Source organism: Cyclobacteriaceae bacterium, from assembly GCA_013141055.1.
Taxonomy (GTDB): Bacteria; Bacteroidota; Bacteroidia; order Cytophagales; family Cyclobacteriaceae; genus ELB16-189.
Map to the genome: position 1 here is coordinate 1430840 of JABFRS010000001.1, position 16841 is coordinate 1447680.

Sequence of the window (16841 nt, forward strand, 5' to 3'; positions counted from 1 at the left end):
TCTTATCCGTTAAATACTTTAGATAATTCTACTCCACGGTTGCGGGCTACTGTGTGTGCATCACGCATTGTTGTCAATGCCTTGAAGGTCGCCTTTACCACGTTGTGAGGATTTGAAGATCCTTTTGATTTTGCCAATACATTATGAACACCAGCACTTTCCAAAACGGCACGCATCGCACCACCTGCAATTACTCCTGTACCAGGAGAAGCTGGCTTCAACAACACAAGACCACCACCGAATTTTCCAATAGAATCATGAGGAACAGTACCTTTAATGATGGGCACTTTTACCAAATGCTTCTTGGCATCATCAATCCCTTTGGTGATCGCGTCGGTAACTTCGTTCGCTTTTCCTAAGCCATATCCCACCACACCGTTGCCATCACCTACAACCACAATGGCAGAGAAGCTGAACCTACGTCCACCCTTTACCACTTTGGCTACGCGCTGAATCGCTACGACCTTTTCTTTAAGATCGATTTCGCTGGCCTTTACTGTACTGACGTTGCTCTGTGTCATTGCGCTTAGAATTTTAATCCACCCTCTCTGGCGCCTTCGGCCAAAGCTTTAATGTTTCCATGATATAAATATCCGTTGCGATCAAAAACGATCTCACTTACGCCGGACGCCAATGCTTTCTCAGCTACCTTCTTTCCTACTGTCTTAGAAGTTTCCTTGTTAAGCTTAGCTTTTTCAATATCTGCTGAAGAAGCAGATGCGATGGTATGACCTTTTGAGTCATCTATGAGCTGTGCATAGATCGCTTTGTTGCTGCGAAACACTGAAAGACGAGGGCGCACTGAAGTGCCTTCAACATTCTTGCGAATGCCCATCTTAATTCTTGACCTGCGACTTGTCTTAACTGTTGGCATAATCTTTTATTATTTAGCAGCAGCTTTACCAGCTTTTCTGCGAACATATTCACCCACGTAACGAATACCTTTTCCTTTGTAAGGCTCAACTTTTCTAAGCGACTTGATCTTCGCAGCTACCTGTCCGATCAATTGCTTGTCAATACCTTCCAGAATGATCATTGGGTTTGAACCCTTCTCCTGCTGTGCCTGAAGTTTCAACTCTGAAGGAATTGCAACAAACACACTGTGAGAATATCCTAAGCTTAGCTCAAGAACATTGCCTTGTGCTGAAGCCTTATAACCAACACCGATCAATTCCAATTGCTCCTTGTACCCCTGGCTAACACCAATAACCATGTTATTGATAAGCGCGCGGTACAAACCATGAAGCGCACGATCTGGTTTATCATCAGAAGGACGTGTTACTTCAATTGAATCATTCTCAACCTTCACTTTGAAGTTTGATTTCAATTCCTGGTGTAATTCTCCCTTCGGACCTTTCACGGTCACTTTTTTATTGGATTCTGAAAAAGTGCATGTAACACCTTTTGGAACTCCTATTGGTAATTTACCGATCCGTGACATTTCTTATCTATTAATAAACGTAACACAATACTTCTCCACCAACATTGAGGGCGCGTGCCTCTTTATCAGTAATAACTCCCTTTGAAGTTGACAGGATCGCAATGCCAAGTCCATTAAGAACCTTAGGCAACTCATCTGACGGCTTATATTGACGCAACCCTGGTGAGCTGATTCTGTCAATCTTTGAGATTGCTGAATCTTTCGTTTCAGGATTGTATTTCAAGGCGATTTTGATCATTCCCTGCTTGTTTTCGGTAGTCTCGAACTTATAGTTCAGGATATACCCCTTGTCAAACAACACCTTTGTAATTTCTTTCTTGATGTTGCTCGCAGGCACCTCTACCACGCGGTGGCGTGATTTAATGGCGTTTCTGAGCCTTGTCAAATAGTCTGCAATCGGGTCTGTCATGTTCTTTTCAATTAAAACGCGGCCCATTTTGTAAAACGGGGCCGCAAAGATATTTAATCCTTTCCTTACTTCAAATTACCAGCTCGCTTTCGTCATTCCAGGGATTTTCCCGTCGTGTGCCATTTGGCGGAACTGGTTACGGCAAATTCCAAACTTGCTCATGTACCCACGAGGACGTCCTGTGAGCTTGCAACGGCTGTGAAGGCGCACTGCAGATGAGCTGCGTGGCAGCTTATCCAAACCTTCCCAATCGCCAGCTTTTTTCAAAGCCTGACGCTTGTTCTTATAACGGGCTACCAGCCTTTCCTTTTTCTTATCCCTTGCGATGATTGCTAATTTTGCCATGGCAACGTATTAATTTTTCTGTGTAAACGGCATCCCGAAAGCCTTCAGGAGCTCATAACTTTCTTCATCTGTCTGAGCAGTGGTAACGAACGTGATGTCCATACCATTGATCTTTGTAACCTTATCAATTGAAATCTCCGGGAAAATGATCTGCTCCTTTACGCCGAGGGTATAGTTTCCACGACCATCGAAGCCTTTATCACTAACACCTTTGAAGTCACGAACACGTGGAAGGGCAACATTCATCAGCCTGTCCATGAATTCGTACATTTTTTCTCCACGCAATGTCACTTTTACACCAATCGGAAGATTAGAACGCAACTTGAAATTGGAGATATCCTTCTTTGATCTTGTAGGAACTGCTTTCTGACCTGTGATGGTTGTAATTTCTTCCAAACCAACATCAATCATTTTCTTATCCGCTACTGCTGCACCAATACCTTTATTGACGCAGATCTTTTGGATCTTAGGAACTTGCATAACCGAGCTGTACTGAAACTTTGCTTTCAGTGCCGGAACAATCTCCTTGCTATATTTTTCTTTTAGTCTGGGCGTTGCCATGGCTTTATTACTTAACGGTTTCTATAAATTTTCCAGTCTTCCTGGCGAAGCGCTGAAGCTTACCTTTATCATTCAGCTTGCGACCAACCTTAGTAGGCTTGCCGGTTGCCGGATCCAGCAATACCACATTGCTGATATGAATGGAAGCTTCTGTCTTTTTAATACCACCTTCAGGTTTTCCTGCAGATGGCTTCTGGTGCTTTGTCACCATGTTGATTCCTTCAACGATCACTCTATTCTTATCCAGAATAACTTCCAACACCTTGCCAGAGTTAATCTTGTCAGCAGTGCTACGGTAGTTTCCGGAGATCACCTTTACGGTGTCACCTTTACGAATCTTAAGCTTAGGCTGTTTGTTAGTACCTCTTTCCATAATCTTATAATACTTCAGGGGCCAATGAAATAATCTTCATAAACTGTTTCTCACGAAGCTCACGTGCTACTGGTCCGAAAATGCGGGTACCACGAGGCTCATCCTGTGCTGTCAAAAGCACGGCTGCGTTATCTTCAAAACGGATATATGAACCGTCTTTTCTTCTTACTTCTTTCTTAGTGCGAACGATAACCGCTTTCGATACAGTTCCTTTTTTAATCTGACTGGTAGGAATAGCAGACTTAACAGTCACCACAATTTTATCTCCAACCGAAGCATAGCGTCGGTGAGTTCCGCCCAATACATGGAGGCAAAGCACTTCTTTTGCTCCGCTATTGTCTGCCACTGTGAGGCGTGATTCGCTCTGTATCATAACTTTTCTTTATCTATCAATCCAATTACTTCGCTTTCTCAATGATCTCCACCAATCTCCAGCGCTTATTCTTGCTGAGGGGACGGGTTTCGCTGATCTTCACTGTATCGCCGATACCTGCTTCATTCTTCTCATCATGGGCAGTCAGCTTAGTGGTCTTCTTCATGAACTTGCCATAGATCTCATGTTTCACTTTGCGATCAATTGCAACGGTGATGGATTTTTGCATTTTATTGCTCACCACGCGACCCACTCTTTCTTTTCTTAAATTCCTTTCCATACTGTTACTGTTTACTTTGCGTTTTCTTTTTGACGCAACACTGTATTGATTGTGGCGATCACCCTGCGGGTCTCGCGTATTTTCATTGGATTTTCAATAGCAGAAACCTGGTGAGCAAATTTCAGCTTGCGCAACGTCTCTTTTTCAGAGCCAAGTTTTTCCTTGAGCTCATCCAATGTCAAATCTTTAATCTCAGAGTTCTTCATACGCTTATGCTTCTACGTAGTCTCTTCGTACTACAAATTTTGTTTTAATAGGAAGCTTACCATCGGCGAGCTTCAATGCTTCTAGTGCTACAGCGCGTGTTACACCACCCGCTTCGAACAGGATTGTACCTGGCTTGATCGGTGCTACCCAATACTCAGGAGCTCCTTTACCTTTACCCATACGTACTTCGGCAGGTTTACGTGTGATAGGTTTGTCAGGAAACACTCTGATCCAAACCTGACCTTCACGCTTCATAGCACGAGTTACAGCAACACGGGCTGCTTCTAGCTGACGAGCTGTTAACAATCCCATCTCAACAGCCTTTAGGCCAAATGATCCAAATGCAATTGTATGTCCGCGAGTGGCCATGCCTTTAACGCGGCCTTTCTGCATCTTTCTGAATTTTGTACGTTTCGGTTGTAACATCGCTGAAACCTTATTTATCGTTCCTAAATACTATTATCTTCTTCCACCTCTTTGGCCAGCACCGGCACCGCCGCTTCTGTTCTCTCCGCCTCTTCCTCCACGGTCACCACCGCCACCACTTCTTCTGTCGCCACCACGATCGCCACGGCCTTCACCGCTTCTGCGTTCGCCGCGTTCACCACCTCTGCGAGGACCACCGCTCTGTGTCTTGCCGGCTGCATTAGCTTCGCCTTGAGATACAATACCAATGTTTGGTGACAAATCACGCTTACCAAAAATCTCACCTTTGAAAATCCACACCTTGATACCAATCTTTCCGTAAACAGTATTTGCTTCAGAGATTGCGTAATCAATGTCTGCACGTAATGTGTGCAATGGAATTCTTCCTTCTTTATATTGCTCTGTACGGGCCATATCAGCACCTGCCAAACGACCTGACAATTTTATCTTGATACCTTCTGCACCAACGCGCATTGAAGAAGCGATAGATTGCTTCATCGCACGACGATAAGAAATACGCGCTTCAAGCTGCTGAGCAATTGATTCACCTACTAATCTTGCATCCAACTCAGGACGTTTGATTTCAAAGATGTTGATTTGAACATCCTTGCCAGTAAGTTTCTTCAACTCTTCCTTGATCTTATCGACTTCGGTACCACCTTTTCCAATCACTACACCTGGACGGGCAGTGTGAATTGTAAGTGTAATGCGTTTAATAGTGCGTTCAATCACTACTTTAGCAATACCTCCCTTTTGAATTCGGGCATCGATATACTTTCTGATCTTCTGATCTTCGACCAGCTTATCAGAGAATGTCTTTCCTCCGAACCAGTTAGAGTCCCAACCACGAACGATGCCGAGGCGGAAGCCGACAGGATTAATTTTTTGTCCCATTATGCCTTGGTTTCTTTTTCAACCTTTTTTGTTTCCTTAACTTCTTGAGCTGGCATTCTATCAACCACCAGAGTGACATGATTAGAACGCTTACGAACGCGGTGTGCACGTCCTTGTGGTGCAGGGCGTAATCTCTTCAGAATACGACCTCCTCCAACATATACTTCCTTTACGAACAGGTCAGCTTCTTCCAACTTTACATCCTTGTTCTTTAACTCCCAATTAGAGATTGCTGACATGAGCAATTTCTCCATTCTCTCAGAAGCATGCTGAGCTTCGTATTTCAATACGTTCAAAGCTTTTGAAACGCGCTCACCGCGGATCAAATTTGCTACCAGGCGCATCTTGCGGGGAGAGGTAGGAACATTGTTCAGGTAAGCAACAGCAGGACCTTGCTTAGCAGCTTCTTTCACTGCCGCAATCTTCATGCGTTTCTTAACTGAGCCTTTTAATTTCTTTTCCGTTGTTTCCATGGAGGATTATATTATTTGGCTCCAGCCGATTCTGTCTTATTGTTTCCAGTATGGCCCTTAAATGTGCGGGTAGGTGCAAACTCACCTAACTTATGTCCCACCATATTCTCAGTTACATACACTGGGATAAACTTGTTGCCATTATGCACAGCAAAAGTGAATCCTATCAAATCAGGAGTGATCGTACTTCTCCGTGACCAAGTCTTGATCACTGATTTTTTTCCTGACGACTCTTGTGTGGTCACCTTCTTCGCGAGGCGCGCATCGAGGTATGGACCTTTTTTGACTGACCTTCCCATTATTTCTTCCTTCTAGATACGATTAGACCATCTGAATACTTCTTAGGGTGACGTGTCTTCTTGCCCTTAGACAACAAGCCGTTACGTGATCTTGGATGACCACCTGACGCACGTCCTTCACCACCACCCATCGGGTGATCAACAGGGTTCATTGCAACTGGTCTTGTGCGTGGGCGAATGCCTCTCCAACGTGAGCGACCAGCTTTACCAACTGATTCGTTCATGTGATCAGGATTCGAAACCGCACCAACCGTAGCAAGACATTTAGACAACACCTGGCGCATTTCACCAGAAGGCATCTTCAATGTTGCATAGTCACCTTCACGAGCAAGCAACTGAACAAAAGATCCAGCGCTTCTTGCAATAGATGCTCCCTTACCTGGCTTGTTCTCAACGTTGTGAACAATTGTACCAACCGGGATCTTCGCTAATGGAAGTGTGTTACCAACTTCCGGTGCGATGTCGCTTCCAGACATTACTGTCTGTCCAACGGACAATCCTTGTGGAGCAATGATATAAGACTTATGACCATCAGCGTAGTACAATTTAGCGATACGTGCTGTGCGTGTTGGATCGTATTCGATCGACTTAACCACTGCAGGTACACCAAACTTTTCACGCTTGAAGTCTACATCTCTTGATTTTTGCTTATGACCACCGCCTATGTAGCGCATTGTCATACGACCGTTGCTATTACGTCCACCTGTCTTTTTCAAAGAAGTCAGCAAAGACTTCTCAGGACGGGATTCAGTAATATCCTCAAAGCCCGGGGCAAGTCTATGCCGCGTACCTGGTGTTATGGGTCTTAATTTCTTTAAAGCCATCGCTTATATATTATACGTTACCGTAAAAATCTATCACTTCACCCTCAGCGAGAGTGACAATTGCCTTTTTATAATTAGGCTTGCGGCCAGACAATGTACCTGCCTTAGTAGAGCGCACTTTCAACTTACCCATTACGCTAAGTGTGTTTACTTTCTCTACGTTTACACCGTACATCTTTTCTACTGCATTCTTGATCTCAACTTTATTGGCAGTGATTTCAACAATGAAACCATACTTACCCTTTTCATTGAGGGAAGAAACTTTTTCAGTAACCAAAGGACTCTTTAGGATACTCATCGGATTACTTATTTAAGAGGTTATCGATTTTACCTACCGAACTCTCAACCAACACAAGCTTATCAGCATTGATCACATCATATGTATTGATCTGAGATGCAGTGATAACTTTAGTGTTCTGGATGTTTCTTCCAGAAGCAGAGATGTTCTGATTGCTTTCAGGGATCACAAGAAGAGTTTTTTGCTCATTCAATCCCAATGATTTCAGCATGCTTGCAAATTGCTTTGTCTTTGGAGCATCGAAGCTGAAATCCTCAATGATTGCGATCTGATTGTCTTTTGCTTTATAAGTAAGTGCTGACTTGCGTGCAAGTTCTTTTACTTTCTTATTCAACTTGAAAGAATACTCGCGGGGAGCAGGTCCAAATACACGACCACCACCTTTGAATTGAGGATTCTTGATGTTACCTGCACGGGCACCACCTGTTCCTTTTTGCTTCTTAAGTTTTTTGGAAGAACCAGAAATTTCGTTTCTCTGCTTGGACTTATGTGTACCCTGGCGTTGGTTAGCCAGATAGCTTTTCACATCCAACCAGATAGCGTGGTCATTAGGCTCAATGCCGAAAACCTCTGTAGAGAGATTCACTTTGCGGGTCGTTGCCTCACCGCTATGTTTTGTAATTGCTACTTCCATCACTTCTGCAGGATTATAGTTGAGTTTTTCGCGCCCGGTACAGATCCGCTGACCAGGATCAGGTTGTGCTCCGTTATGATCTTTACCACCTTGAGGTTGGTAACTTTCACACGGTCATTGCCCATTCGGCCAGGGAGACGCTTTCCTTTGATCACTCGCGATGCAAAAGAGGCATTACCCATTGATCCCGGTGCACGGAGACGGTTATGCTGACCATGAGTCTGGCCACCTACTCCAGCGAAGCCATAACGCTTCACTACACCTTGGAAACCGCGCCCCTTAGAGGTACCCACGGCATCCAAAAAATCGCCTTCGGCAAACACATCCTGAATACGAACTTCTTTGCCGAGTTCGGCAAAACTGTTGAACTCTGCGCTGAAGTCACGAAACTCAACTACATCACGCTTGGGTGTAGTATTAGCTTTCTTGAAGTGACCTACCAGCGGCTTGGATGCATTCTTTTCTTTCAATTCTCCGAAGGACAATTGCACGGCACTGTATCCATCAGTCTCGTCGTTCTTGACTTGAGTGACTACACACGGTCCCGCCTCGATGACTGTACACGCGATATTCTGACCGTCCTGGCCATATATGCTTGTCATCCCAATCTTACGTCCTATTATTCCAGGCATGGTTGAAACCTATTTTGCTGTTTTTAACCCGATTTGCGGGTTTTGTGCCGCAAAAAGGACTGCAAAGATAGGAACTGACCCGGAGTTACCAAGTGCCGAATTCAAAAAAAGTGAGGAATTGAGTAATTCCTCACCAGGTCTTCAAGAAATAAAGGTTTAAGTATTGATTATCAGTGAATTGTAATTCAAGAAATCTCATATTCTTTCTACTCCCAATCCTGGCAATTCCGAACAGGTCATCATTCCGTCCTTCAGAATAAAACCTCCCTTCACCACATCTCTTGCAAGGTCCAGGCTACCATCAAGATCAATATATTTCGTGTTAGAGCATGCAAAGGCAACATGAAGCGCGGCGGTAATGCTCACGATACTTTCATCATTACATCCCCAGAAAAGGTCAATTTTTCCCTGCAGCGCTATATCCGCAATTTTTAGCCCTTGTTGAATCCCTCCACATTTCATGAGTTTAATATTGAATATGCCAGCTGCGCGGGGAGGCATTATCAAATCAAGAGCTGATTTTGGAGAAAGCAGGGACTCATCCGCTGCGATAACATCCCTGACTTCTTCAGGAAGTTCCTTCAGTTCTGAAATGGCCTTTGCGGGAATTGGTTGCTCAATCAGCTCAATGTTTAACTGTTTGGTACGATGATAAAAGTCTATTGTCTGAGCCGACGTGTACCCCTGATTTGCATCTATTCTTATTAAAAACTTATCCCCAAACTTTTCGCGCAACATCACAAGACGTTCGATATCCTCCTCTAAATCCTTCCCCAATTTCACTTTTAGGGCCTTAAAACCCAGTTTTCCATACTCCTCAGCCTCTTTTAAGGTCTCTGTCACATTCTTAATTCCAATGGTATTGGAAGTAGGCATGGAATAGATTTTCTGACCCAGATACTTTACCAAGGGCACGTTCAGAAATTTTGTAAATACATCATGCAGTGCAATATCCAGAATCGCCTGGGCCGCTGGTGTTTTTGAAAACTTCACTCCTATTTCAAAAAGTAAAAGATTGATCTCGCGAATATCCCTTCCGATCAGGAATTCAAGATTTTTCTCCACAAGAGCTGCATTGGTATGATCCAGGTGTTCACCAGTCACATATTCGCTTGGTCCACCCGAGCCAATACCCGACATCCCGTTTTCAAGAGTAATCTCAGCAAACACATTAATAACTTCATCCACTGTTTTAAAGGCAATGGTGTAGGGTTTTTTATTTCCCAGATCTGCAGACCAGACTTCTATTGTTTTGATTTTCACGGTTTCAGGATTATTAAGGGCCGAGTTTAATGCAACTACTACTTAGATTCTTGAATCATTTTTTCGAAAATTGGGATGAGCTGCTCGACGCCATCCTCCAGAGGCAAAATTACCGGGATCCCCAGTTCCTTTTGATATTTAGAAGCATAATCCCTCGCATCAGCCTCAGCCATCTTTGCTGAATTGATCAACAAGGCTACCGTTGGAGCCCCATATATTTTGATCAAAGCAATTTCATCCTTTGGATCTGGAATATAGGCCGGGTAGAATTCCATGTCCTTGTACTGCTTTCTTGCCGGATTATGTTGAAGTACAGCTGCATTCGCTGCCGCAGAAACAATCCATTCAGATCCTGCGGGACCACTGGGATTGCGAAGTGAAGATTGCCCTTCAATAAATATAATGTCGGGTTTTACTTCATTCCAGCATTGAACAATAGAATGCTCCATTTCGCCAGAAATAAAATCATTCAACGTAGAGTCGAATATAAAGCCATACTTCGCGCCTTGCATCCAGCCAGTCTGACCTGTATAGATCATTTCAGCCTTGAAACCTGCCTTATTCATAGCCTCGGTAAGAAATCTGGTGGATGTTCGTTTGCCCAGTGCACAGTCTGTTCCAAGCACAGCTATTTTAGGGCACTTAACTTTTGAAATTTCTCCTGACCAAAAGTGCAAGTCCTTGAATTTCTTCGGTTTACGAACATCTATTATTTCCCGTCCTTTTGATTTGGCAAGCTCCGCAAGATCTGCATGATCCGAAACGTAGTCATGGAGTCCATTAACGATATGAAAATTATTCTCAATAGCTTCCCTGATCATCACGTTTATCGAATCAGGAATTACTCCACCTTTAGTTGCCACGCCCAGAACACAGTACTCTGCTGTGACAGGGCTCACCTTTATAAATTCGGTAATTGAACTATACACAGGAATGTTTCTTTTTTTTCCATCGAGAACCTCTCCTGCATCTTTACCTGGATACTTGTGATCAATCACTCCAAGAATGTTAAAGCGGTCAGTTCCCCGGATAAGTCCATGAGCTGTTTTTCCACTATTAGTGTCGAGATATCCTGCTGTGATTACAATTGCATTACTCTTTTGCATACTAAAATTTTGTGACGGGAAATTCGACAAAATTAGTTTAAGGACGAAAGTTCAGAGACTTCAATACCAAGCTCGAATAGTAAAGTATGGGGTATAGAAATTCGAAAACGTGGCTAGTAATTTGCAGTTCGGGTGTGAAGGGCTGTAACTCAATTTACTACCCATCATTTTAGCGTAAATTTGCAAACGAAACCCCGGAAATTATGAAATACGGAATTCTGATATTATTGGTGATGGCAGGTTATATCTGTCAGGCCCAGGCGATTATTGGAACATGGCAATTGATTGATGAAAAGACATGCTTTGAAAGCAATATCAAGGAAAGTGAAACAGAAAAAGAATTGCTTCCGATGATGAAATCTTCAGGAACCAGTTCAGTGGCCAAACTGATACGGTTTGATAAAAAGGGAGCGGGAGAAGATGGAATTTTTTCAGCCGGTAGAAAAAAAGGAAGTGATATGTCCAGTTTTAAATACACGATAAATGGTCAGGAACTTTTGTTGCTGGATATTAAATCGGGGATCATGACTCAGCAATTAATCATTGATGAGCTTTCACAGTCAACGTTGAAAGTTCACAATGCAAAAAATGAGTGCGAAACCAAAACCTTTTCAAGAATCAAGTAATGGTGACTGACGCAGAGGCGAAGCGAGACATACGAAAACTAAAGCTGGACGAGCTAAAAGATTTTTTTGTTCAGCATGGGGACAAAGCTTTTCGTGCTCAGCAGGTTTATGAGTGGCTTTGGAAAAAATCAGCAAAGGATTTTGAGCAAATGACCAACCTCTCACTGGCTACCCGTGAGATGCTCAACGCACATTTTATCATCAACCATGTACTGGTGGATACAATGCAAAGGAGTACTGACGGGACAATTAAAAATGCCGTTAAGCTTCATGATGGATTGATTGTGGAGTCTGTGTTGATCCCCGCAGAGAAAAGAATCACTGCTTGCGTTTCATCTCAGGTAGGCTGCAGTCTTGCATGCAAGTTTTGCGCTACTGCGCGATTGAAAAGAATGCGCAATCTCAATCCTGATGAAATCTATGATCAGGTTGTGGCCATTCGTCAACAATCGGAATTATATTTTGGAAGGCCGCTTACCAATATTGTTTTTATGGGTATGGGTGAACCCCTTTTGAATTATGCCAATGTAATTACAGCTATAGATAAGATCACTTCACCTCAAGGTCTTAACATGGCAGCGAAGCGTATCACAGTTTCTACTGTTGGGGTTGCCAAGATGATCATCAAAATGGCAGATGATGAAGTGAAATTCAACCTCGCAGTGTCGTTACACGCAGCCATTAATAAGACGCGATCTTCCATTATGCCTATCAATGATTCAAATTCATTGGAAGAATTAGGTGAAGCATTGAAATACTGGTATTCAAAAAGAAAGAAAAAAGTTACTTACGAATATGTTGTATGGAAAGGCATCAATGACGATATGGAGCATGCTCAGGCTTTATTAAAGTTCTGTAAGATCATACCATCCAAAGTAAATCTCATTGAATATAACCCCATCGATGATGGTGAATTTCAACAAGCTGGCGACGATAAGCTATTGATGTATCAGCATTTGCTTGAGAGCAATGGTATTACGGCCAGAGTTCGCAAAAGTCGGGGAAAAGACATTGACGCTGCATGTGGTCAATTGGCAAATAAATCATAATTATGAAATTTCGGCATTCAGTTCTTCCTATCTTCTTTTTGCTCTTTGCTTTCTCTTCAGAGGAACCCCTTGAAAAAATTCTTGCGGGCTTTAATCACTACCTAGACAATTCTCCGCAGGAAAAAGTCTATTTGCATTTTGATCGCCACTACTTTGCCTCTGGAGAAGATGCGTGGTTTAAAGCCTATCTTGTTGCAGGCCCCCTTCATCAGCCCTCTCCACTCAGCAGGACACTTTATGTTGACCTCTATAATGTGGATAAAAGATTAGTCAAGCAATTGACTTTACAGGTCGAGTCTGGATTTTCCGCAGCCAACTTAAACCTTCCGGATACTTTATCTTCCGGTAAATATCTTGTTCAAGCTTATACAAAATGGATGAAGGAGATGAGTGCCGATTATCTTTTCAGAAAAGAAATTGTAATCTGGAATTCAAATCCTGTAATAAAAAATACAGAAGACAAAGAAATGGATGTCCAGTTTTTTCCTGAAGGAGGAGATTGGGTAGTTGGCATCAAGAGTAAGATTGCCTTTAAGGCCATTGGGTCAGATGGTTTAGGCAAACCTATCAGCGGTGAGATCATTGACAATGATGGTAATGTGATTACAAAAATTCAAAGCAATACCCTCGGCATGGGCTTGTGTTCCATCGTTCCACAGAAAAACAAAACATATCGCGCAAGGATAACTGGTTCACATGAAGTGTCTTTACCGGCTGCCAAGGAATCAGGAGTGACTTTGACAGTAAATTATGTTGCGGATAAAGAAGCATTGGTTGCGCGCATTCAAAGCACAGAAGCAAATAAGACAATCCTGGTTATCGCACAAACGCGCGGTGTCGTTTCCTACGCAGCTAAAATAAAAATTCCAAACACATTGTCTTTCGTTTCTATTCCTCTTACAACGATGCAAACGGGTGTTGCTCAGATAACAGTAATGGATGAGAATGGAGTGCCACTATGCGAACGATTATCTTTTGTTGATCGCGGGAATGGACTTTCAATAAAGATGGAAGCTGACAAGCAAATATATAAACCCTTTGAAAAAATCAATCTTTCTATTGAAGTTAAGGATGCTGAAGGTTATCCTGTGATGGGTAATTTTTCGTTGGCTGTTTCTGACGATCAGTATGTTCCAATTGATAGAAGACATACCAACATCTCTTCGTATCTATATTTAACATCTGAATTAAAAGGAAATATTGAGTCACCAGGCTATTACTTCGATAAGAAAAATACTGACCGACTGGAAGCACTTGACGTCCTGATGTTAACACAGGGATGGAGAAAGTTCTCAGCTCATGATGCCTTGATCGGAAAACTCCCTACACCTGCTTCACCACCAGAGATGGGAATCCGTATTTCAGGTACCCTGCTTGACAAGACGACCAGAAAACCAGTGGCTGAGGGCAAAGTGAGTTTTCTTAATGTAGCCGCCGGACAGGTTATGACAGCTACAACAAATGATGCTGGAAGGTTCTCTTTTGAAGATGTGATCTATTATAAAGCTTCAGGCATTGTTTTAAAAGGAGAAACAAAACGAAGAAATACTAATGTCCAGATCGTTATGGATAGTGTTGTTGGACTTTCCCTTCCAGATGAACAGATTTCTAAATTAAGGGGGTCCTTAAATCATTTTGAACGTCAGTTCATTCGTCAACTACCTGTTCAAAATAGAGTAGATGGTTCAGGTAATCCTGAGAAGAGTACTCTTTTAGAACCGATCAATGTAAAAGGGAAAAAAGAAGAAGTTGCTGAGTCACCTAATAGGGTTTATGGAAGAAGCTCAAATAACATCAAAGTTGCTGGCAATCCAAATCTTGAAAAACTTCTACATCCACTTCAGATTATTCAAGGTCGTGTTCCAGGAGTAAGTATCTATGGTCAGGATCCTAACTGGACGATTCGAATCCAAGGAATTAATTCTATGCAAAGTGGCTTGGATCCTATGATTTTGATTAATAATGTTCAATCATCAATCTCTGCTCTTGGAGATCTTTCCGTATTGAATATTGAAAGTATAGATATCTGGAAGGGTCCGGAAACAGCGATGTTTGGGAATCGAGGTGCGAATGGTGTCATTGGCTTCAATCTTAAAACAAGTCAAAATAATCCGGTCGTTAAAGATGGTGTTTTCCCCCTCATTAATACTGGATATTTTACTTCAAAAGAATTCTATTCTCCTAAATACGAAACTCAACTTTCCCAGCAGGAGAAAGATAGAAGAAGTACAATTTTCTGGGCTCCGGTTGTAAGGACCGATCCTACCGGAAAAGCTTCTGTATCATTTTATAATCCAGGCACAGAAACTTCTGTAACTGGAACTATTGAAGGAATTTCATTGACTGGCAACCCTGGCTTCTCTGATTTTACCTATTCAATAAAGAAATAAAAAAGTAATTTGCTTGCTTTCAGGCTCAAAAAATGAAAGTTGCTCTTCTTATCCTCTCGGCAATACTTTATGCTGAGTGGGCGCAAGCACAATTCACCAATCGTGAAAATTATGACCTGAAGAATCCTGGTAATGACAGGAACAGCCGATGCAAGGATTTTTTTCTTGCTCAAAGGAGCCAACCTGAAGAAGCAAGATTCTCCACCTTCATTAAAGGAGACAGCGTTCTCGTAACACATAGTGATGCCGATTGGTTTTGGAAACTGATCCCTGGCAAAAATGATGGCATAGCAATTGACCTTATTTCACAAGGACAATACAGTTGTGATAACATTGAGCGAAGAGCCACTAGTTGGTCGCACACCGGCTTCTTACTTCCTCCAATGTACCGTGACGAAATTATTGCAAATCTTATTCCTGTAAAGAAAGGTTACATAGCGTTCCTGGCGGGCAAAGTTCCTTCATCATTAAACGCACAAAATGTTGAAGCCAACTACATGATATTGGAAAGTAAATACATGTGTTTCTATACCAATATTGTCAACGTGGATTATCACGGATGGAATCTCCTCAAGAACGGCCTTTATTATGACACATTAAATGCTGAGGAACTTGAGCAGAAGTATAAAGACATCAGCAAAACTTTACATTTTACCATTCCTTTTGAAAAGGATAAATGGGAATTCAGCAAACAAGACATCAGTCCTTTATACGACTCACTAAGACTTACAGATTATACAATCAAGGATATCCGGATTCATACTTACACTTCTGTAGAGGGATCCACAGCCCGCAATCAGAAACTTCAAACCCTTCGTGCCGAAAGTATTGTAAAGGCACTTCAATCATTCCAGTCTGAAAAGCTTGAGTCCAGTATTTTGTCAAGTGAGAATTGGGTAGAGTTTCTGGAAGACATCAATGGTGGCACCTACAGTTCACTAATGAGCCTTTCGAAAGATGAGATCAAAGAAAAATTAAAATCTCCTGATTTGCTGACAAAGCTTGAGCCAATACTAAAACATCATAGAAAAGCTATAATCGAACTTGATCTGGAGAAGAGAGTTCTCTACTTGAAAAGTAACGGCGAAGAATTAAAAAAATACTTCAATCAGCAATTAACCAAACACAATATTGAAGAAGCACTTTACCTTCAACAAATCATTTTTTATAAGATACAAAGGCACGAGTTGCCGAATGAATACCTGAATGACCTTGATCTACCAGAAGCTATTGAATACGGAAGTTTGCTCCTCAACAATGCCTCATTTCGCTTTGAAAATTCCATCTACAATATCTACGAAGCCATTAAGACGTTTGAAAAACTGAGCGAACTTCTGAAAGACAATCCGAAAATAAAATACAACCTCTGTGCACTTAGATTGCAATCCTGGATAAATTCTCCAAAAATTGTCAATCATCTTTTATTAAAAAAAGAAATTGAAAATCTCAGCAAAATCGGAATTCCTGGTTTATTGGTGAAGCGACTACTAATCAACTACTACGTTATTTTCTCTGAGATATCCCTGGATCAAAGGAAGTATGCCGATAAAGACAATGCCGTGAAGTTTATCTATAATTCCTACAAGCCGTTGGAATTAACGGATGAGGATCTTTTGAATCTTGCAAAGTTCTTCTCTCACAATAGCAGATTTGACTGGGCCGAAAAAATTCTTGAACCCCGCATTAAGAATTTAGAAGTTTCAGAAGATATTCTTTTCTATTATCTAAGCCTCACAATTTTCGACGAAGCCAACACAAAAGGTCAGCAATACCGAACCGTGATGCTTAATGCTGTGAATGCAAATCAAGACAGGTTTTGTCAACTATTTAACTCTCGTGAAAAAGGAGGCGTCAGCTTTCAACTCTTAAGGGATGCTTATCTCAAGAAAACATTTTGCGAAAACTGCCAGGACAATATCGTTCAGAAATAGTCATTTA

Annotated in this window: 24 protein-coding genes; 4 read left to right on the forward strand and 20 right to left on the reverse strand. The window is 42.1% G+C overall.

Annotated elements, in window-relative coordinates; genetic code table 11:
* Nucleotides 1-2: 2 nt before the first annotated feature.
* From rpsE to HOP08_06385, 20 genes are all read right to left on the reverse strand, one after another.
* Nucleotides 3-521, reverse strand: a complete 519-nt coding sequence (gene rpsE, locus HOP08_06290; GenBank protein ID NOT74521.1) for a 30S ribosomal protein S5 — start codon at nt 519-521, stop codon at nt 3-5.
* 5 nt (nt 522-526) lie between these two features.
* Entirely contained in the window at nt 527-874 is a 348-nt protein-coding gene (locus tag HOP08_06295; GenBank protein NOT74522.1) for a 50S ribosomal protein L18, read from the reverse strand.
* A gap of 9 nt (nt 875-883) precedes the next feature.
* Nucleotides 884-1441, reverse strand: a complete 558-nt coding sequence (rplF, locus tag HOP08_06300; protein NOT74523.1) for a 50S ribosomal protein L6 — start codon at nt 1439-1441, stop codon at nt 884-886.
* Nucleotides 1442-1451: 10 nt separating this feature from the next.
* Complete coding sequence (gene rpsH, locus HOP08_06305; protein NOT74524.1) at nt 1452-1850, reverse strand: 30S ribosomal protein S8; 399 nt, start codon at nt 1848-1850, stop codon at nt 1452-1454.
* 75 nt (nt 1851-1925) lie between these two features.
* Nucleotides 1926-2195: a 30S ribosomal protein S14 gene (gene rpsN, locus HOP08_06310; protein NOT74525.1), complete on the reverse strand. Its 270-nt coding sequence runs from the start codon at nt 2193-2195 to the stop codon at nt 1926-1928.
* 9 nt (nt 2196-2204) lie between these two features.
* Nucleotides 2205-2756 carry a 50S ribosomal protein L5 gene (gene rplE / locus HOP08_06315; GenBank protein ID NOT74526.1) on the reverse strand — a complete coding sequence of 184 codons (552 nt, stop codon included), beginning with the start codon at nt 2754-2756 and terminating at the stop codon, nt 2205-2207.
* A 7-nt stretch (nt 2757-2763) separates the two neighbouring features.
* Nucleotides 2764-3129 (reverse strand): 50S ribosomal protein L24, encoded by a 366-nt coding sequence (rplX, locus tag HOP08_06320; protein ID NOT74527.1) that lies wholly within the window; start codon nt 3127-3129, stop codon nt 2764-2766.
* Between the two features lie 4 nt (nt 3130-3133).
* Complete coding sequence (gene rplN, locus HOP08_06325) at nt 3134-3502, reverse strand: 50S ribosomal protein L14 (GenBank protein ID NOT74528.1); 369 nt, start codon at nt 3500-3502, stop codon at nt 3134-3136.
* Between the two features lie 25 nt (nt 3503-3527).
* The gene (gene rpsQ, locus HOP08_06330; GenBank protein ID NOT74529.1) at nt 3528-3782 is read right to left on the reverse strand and encodes a 30S ribosomal protein S17; all 255 of its coding nucleotides are present in this window, start codon (nt 3780-3782) and stop codon (nt 3528-3530) included.
* Between the two features lie 11 nt (nt 3783-3793).
* Nucleotides 3794-3988 carry a 50S ribosomal protein L29 gene (gene rpmC / locus HOP08_06335; protein NOT74530.1) on the reverse strand — a complete coding sequence of 65 codons (195 nt, stop codon included), beginning with the start codon at nt 3986-3988 and terminating at the stop codon, nt 3794-3796.
* Between the two features lie 4 nt (nt 3989-3992).
* Nucleotides 3993-4415, reverse strand: a complete 423-nt coding sequence (gene rplP / locus HOP08_06340) for a 50S ribosomal protein L16 (protein ID NOT74531.1) — start codon at nt 4413-4415, stop codon at nt 3993-3995.
* 33 nt (nt 4416-4448) lie between these two features.
* Nucleotides 4449-5309, reverse strand: coding sequence for a 30S ribosomal protein S3 (rpsC, locus tag HOP08_06345; GenBank protein NOT74532.1), 861 nt, complete (start codon nt 5307-5309; stop codon nt 4449-4451).
* Nucleotides 5309-5782: a 50S ribosomal protein L22 gene (gene rplV, locus HOP08_06350; GenBank protein NOT74533.1), complete on the reverse strand. Its 474-nt coding sequence runs from the start codon at nt 5780-5782 to the stop codon at nt 5309-5311. Before rplV ends, rpsC begins: the two co-directional genes overlap by 1 nt.
* A gap of 11 nt (nt 5783-5793) precedes the next feature.
* Nucleotides 5794-6081 carry a 30S ribosomal protein S19 gene (rpsS, locus tag HOP08_06355; GenBank protein ID NOT74534.1) on the reverse strand — a complete coding sequence of 96 codons (288 nt, stop codon included), beginning with the start codon at nt 6079-6081 and terminating at the stop codon, nt 5794-5796.
* Nucleotides 6081-6905, reverse strand: coding sequence for a 50S ribosomal protein L2 (gene rplB, locus HOP08_06360; GenBank protein ID NOT74535.1), 825 nt, complete (start codon nt 6903-6905; stop codon nt 6081-6083). The genes rpsS and rplB overlap by 1 nt, the downstream gene beginning before the upstream one ends.
* A gap of 10 nt (nt 6906-6915) precedes the next feature.
* A complete protein-coding gene (gene rplW / locus HOP08_06365) occupies nt 6916-7203 on the reverse strand; it encodes a 50S ribosomal protein L23 (GenBank protein ID NOT74536.1) in 288 nt (95 codons plus the stop codon).
* Nucleotides 7204-7207: 4 nt separating this feature from the next.
* The gene (rplD, locus tag HOP08_06370; GenBank protein ID NOT74537.1) at nt 7208-7837 is read right to left on the reverse strand and encodes a 50S ribosomal protein L4; all 630 of its coding nucleotides are present in this window, start codon (nt 7835-7837) and stop codon (nt 7208-7210) included.
* Nucleotides 7837-8469, reverse strand: a complete 633-nt coding sequence (rplC, locus tag HOP08_06375; protein NOT74538.1) for a 50S ribosomal protein L3 — start codon at nt 8467-8469, stop codon at nt 7837-7839. Before rplC ends, rplD begins: the two co-directional genes overlap by 1 nt.
* Nucleotides 8470-8664: 195 nt before the next feature.
* Nucleotides 8665-9732 carry a dipeptide epimerase gene (locus HOP08_06380; protein NOT74539.1) on the reverse strand — a complete coding sequence of 356 codons (1068 nt, stop codon included), beginning with the start codon at nt 9730-9732 and terminating at the stop codon, nt 8665-8667.
* A 38-nt stretch (nt 9733-9770) separates the two neighbouring features.
* Nucleotides 9771-10838, reverse strand: coding sequence for a DUF1611 domain-containing protein (locus tag HOP08_06385; GenBank protein NOT74540.1), 1068 nt, complete (start codon nt 10836-10838; stop codon nt 9771-9773).
* A gap of 203 nt (nt 10839-11041) precedes the next feature.
* On the opposite strand from HOP08_06385, the gene HOP08_06390 reads away from it, so the two are divergent.
* Genes HOP08_06390 through HOP08_06405 form a run of 4 tightly spaced genes read left to right on the forward strand, consistent with a single transcriptional unit; the run spans nt 11042 to nt 16834 of the window.
* Nucleotides 11042-11464: a hypothetical protein gene (locus HOP08_06390; protein ID NOT74541.1), complete on the forward strand. Its 423-nt coding sequence runs from the start codon at nt 11042-11044 to the stop codon at nt 11462-11464.
* Nucleotides 11464-12513 carry a 23S rRNA (adenine(2503)-C(2))-methyltransferase RlmN gene (gene rlmN / locus HOP08_06395; protein ID NOT74542.1) on the forward strand — a complete coding sequence of 350 codons (1050 nt, stop codon included), beginning with the start codon at nt 11464-11466 and terminating at the stop codon, nt 12511-12513. Before HOP08_06390 ends, rlmN begins: the two co-directional genes overlap by 1 nt.
* A gap of 2 nt (nt 12514-12515) precedes the next feature.
* The gene (locus tag HOP08_06400) at nt 12516-14903 is read left to right on the forward strand and encodes a TonB-dependent receptor plug domain-containing protein (GenBank protein NOT74543.1); all 2388 of its coding nucleotides are present in this window, start codon (nt 12516-12518) and stop codon (nt 14901-14903) included.
* A 32-nt stretch (nt 14904-14935) separates the two neighbouring features.
* Nucleotides 14936-16834, forward strand: a complete 1899-nt coding sequence (locus tag HOP08_06405) for a hypothetical protein (protein NOT74544.1) — start codon at nt 14936-14938, stop codon at nt 16832-16834.
* The last annotated feature ends 7 nt before the right edge of the window (nt 16835-16841 follow it).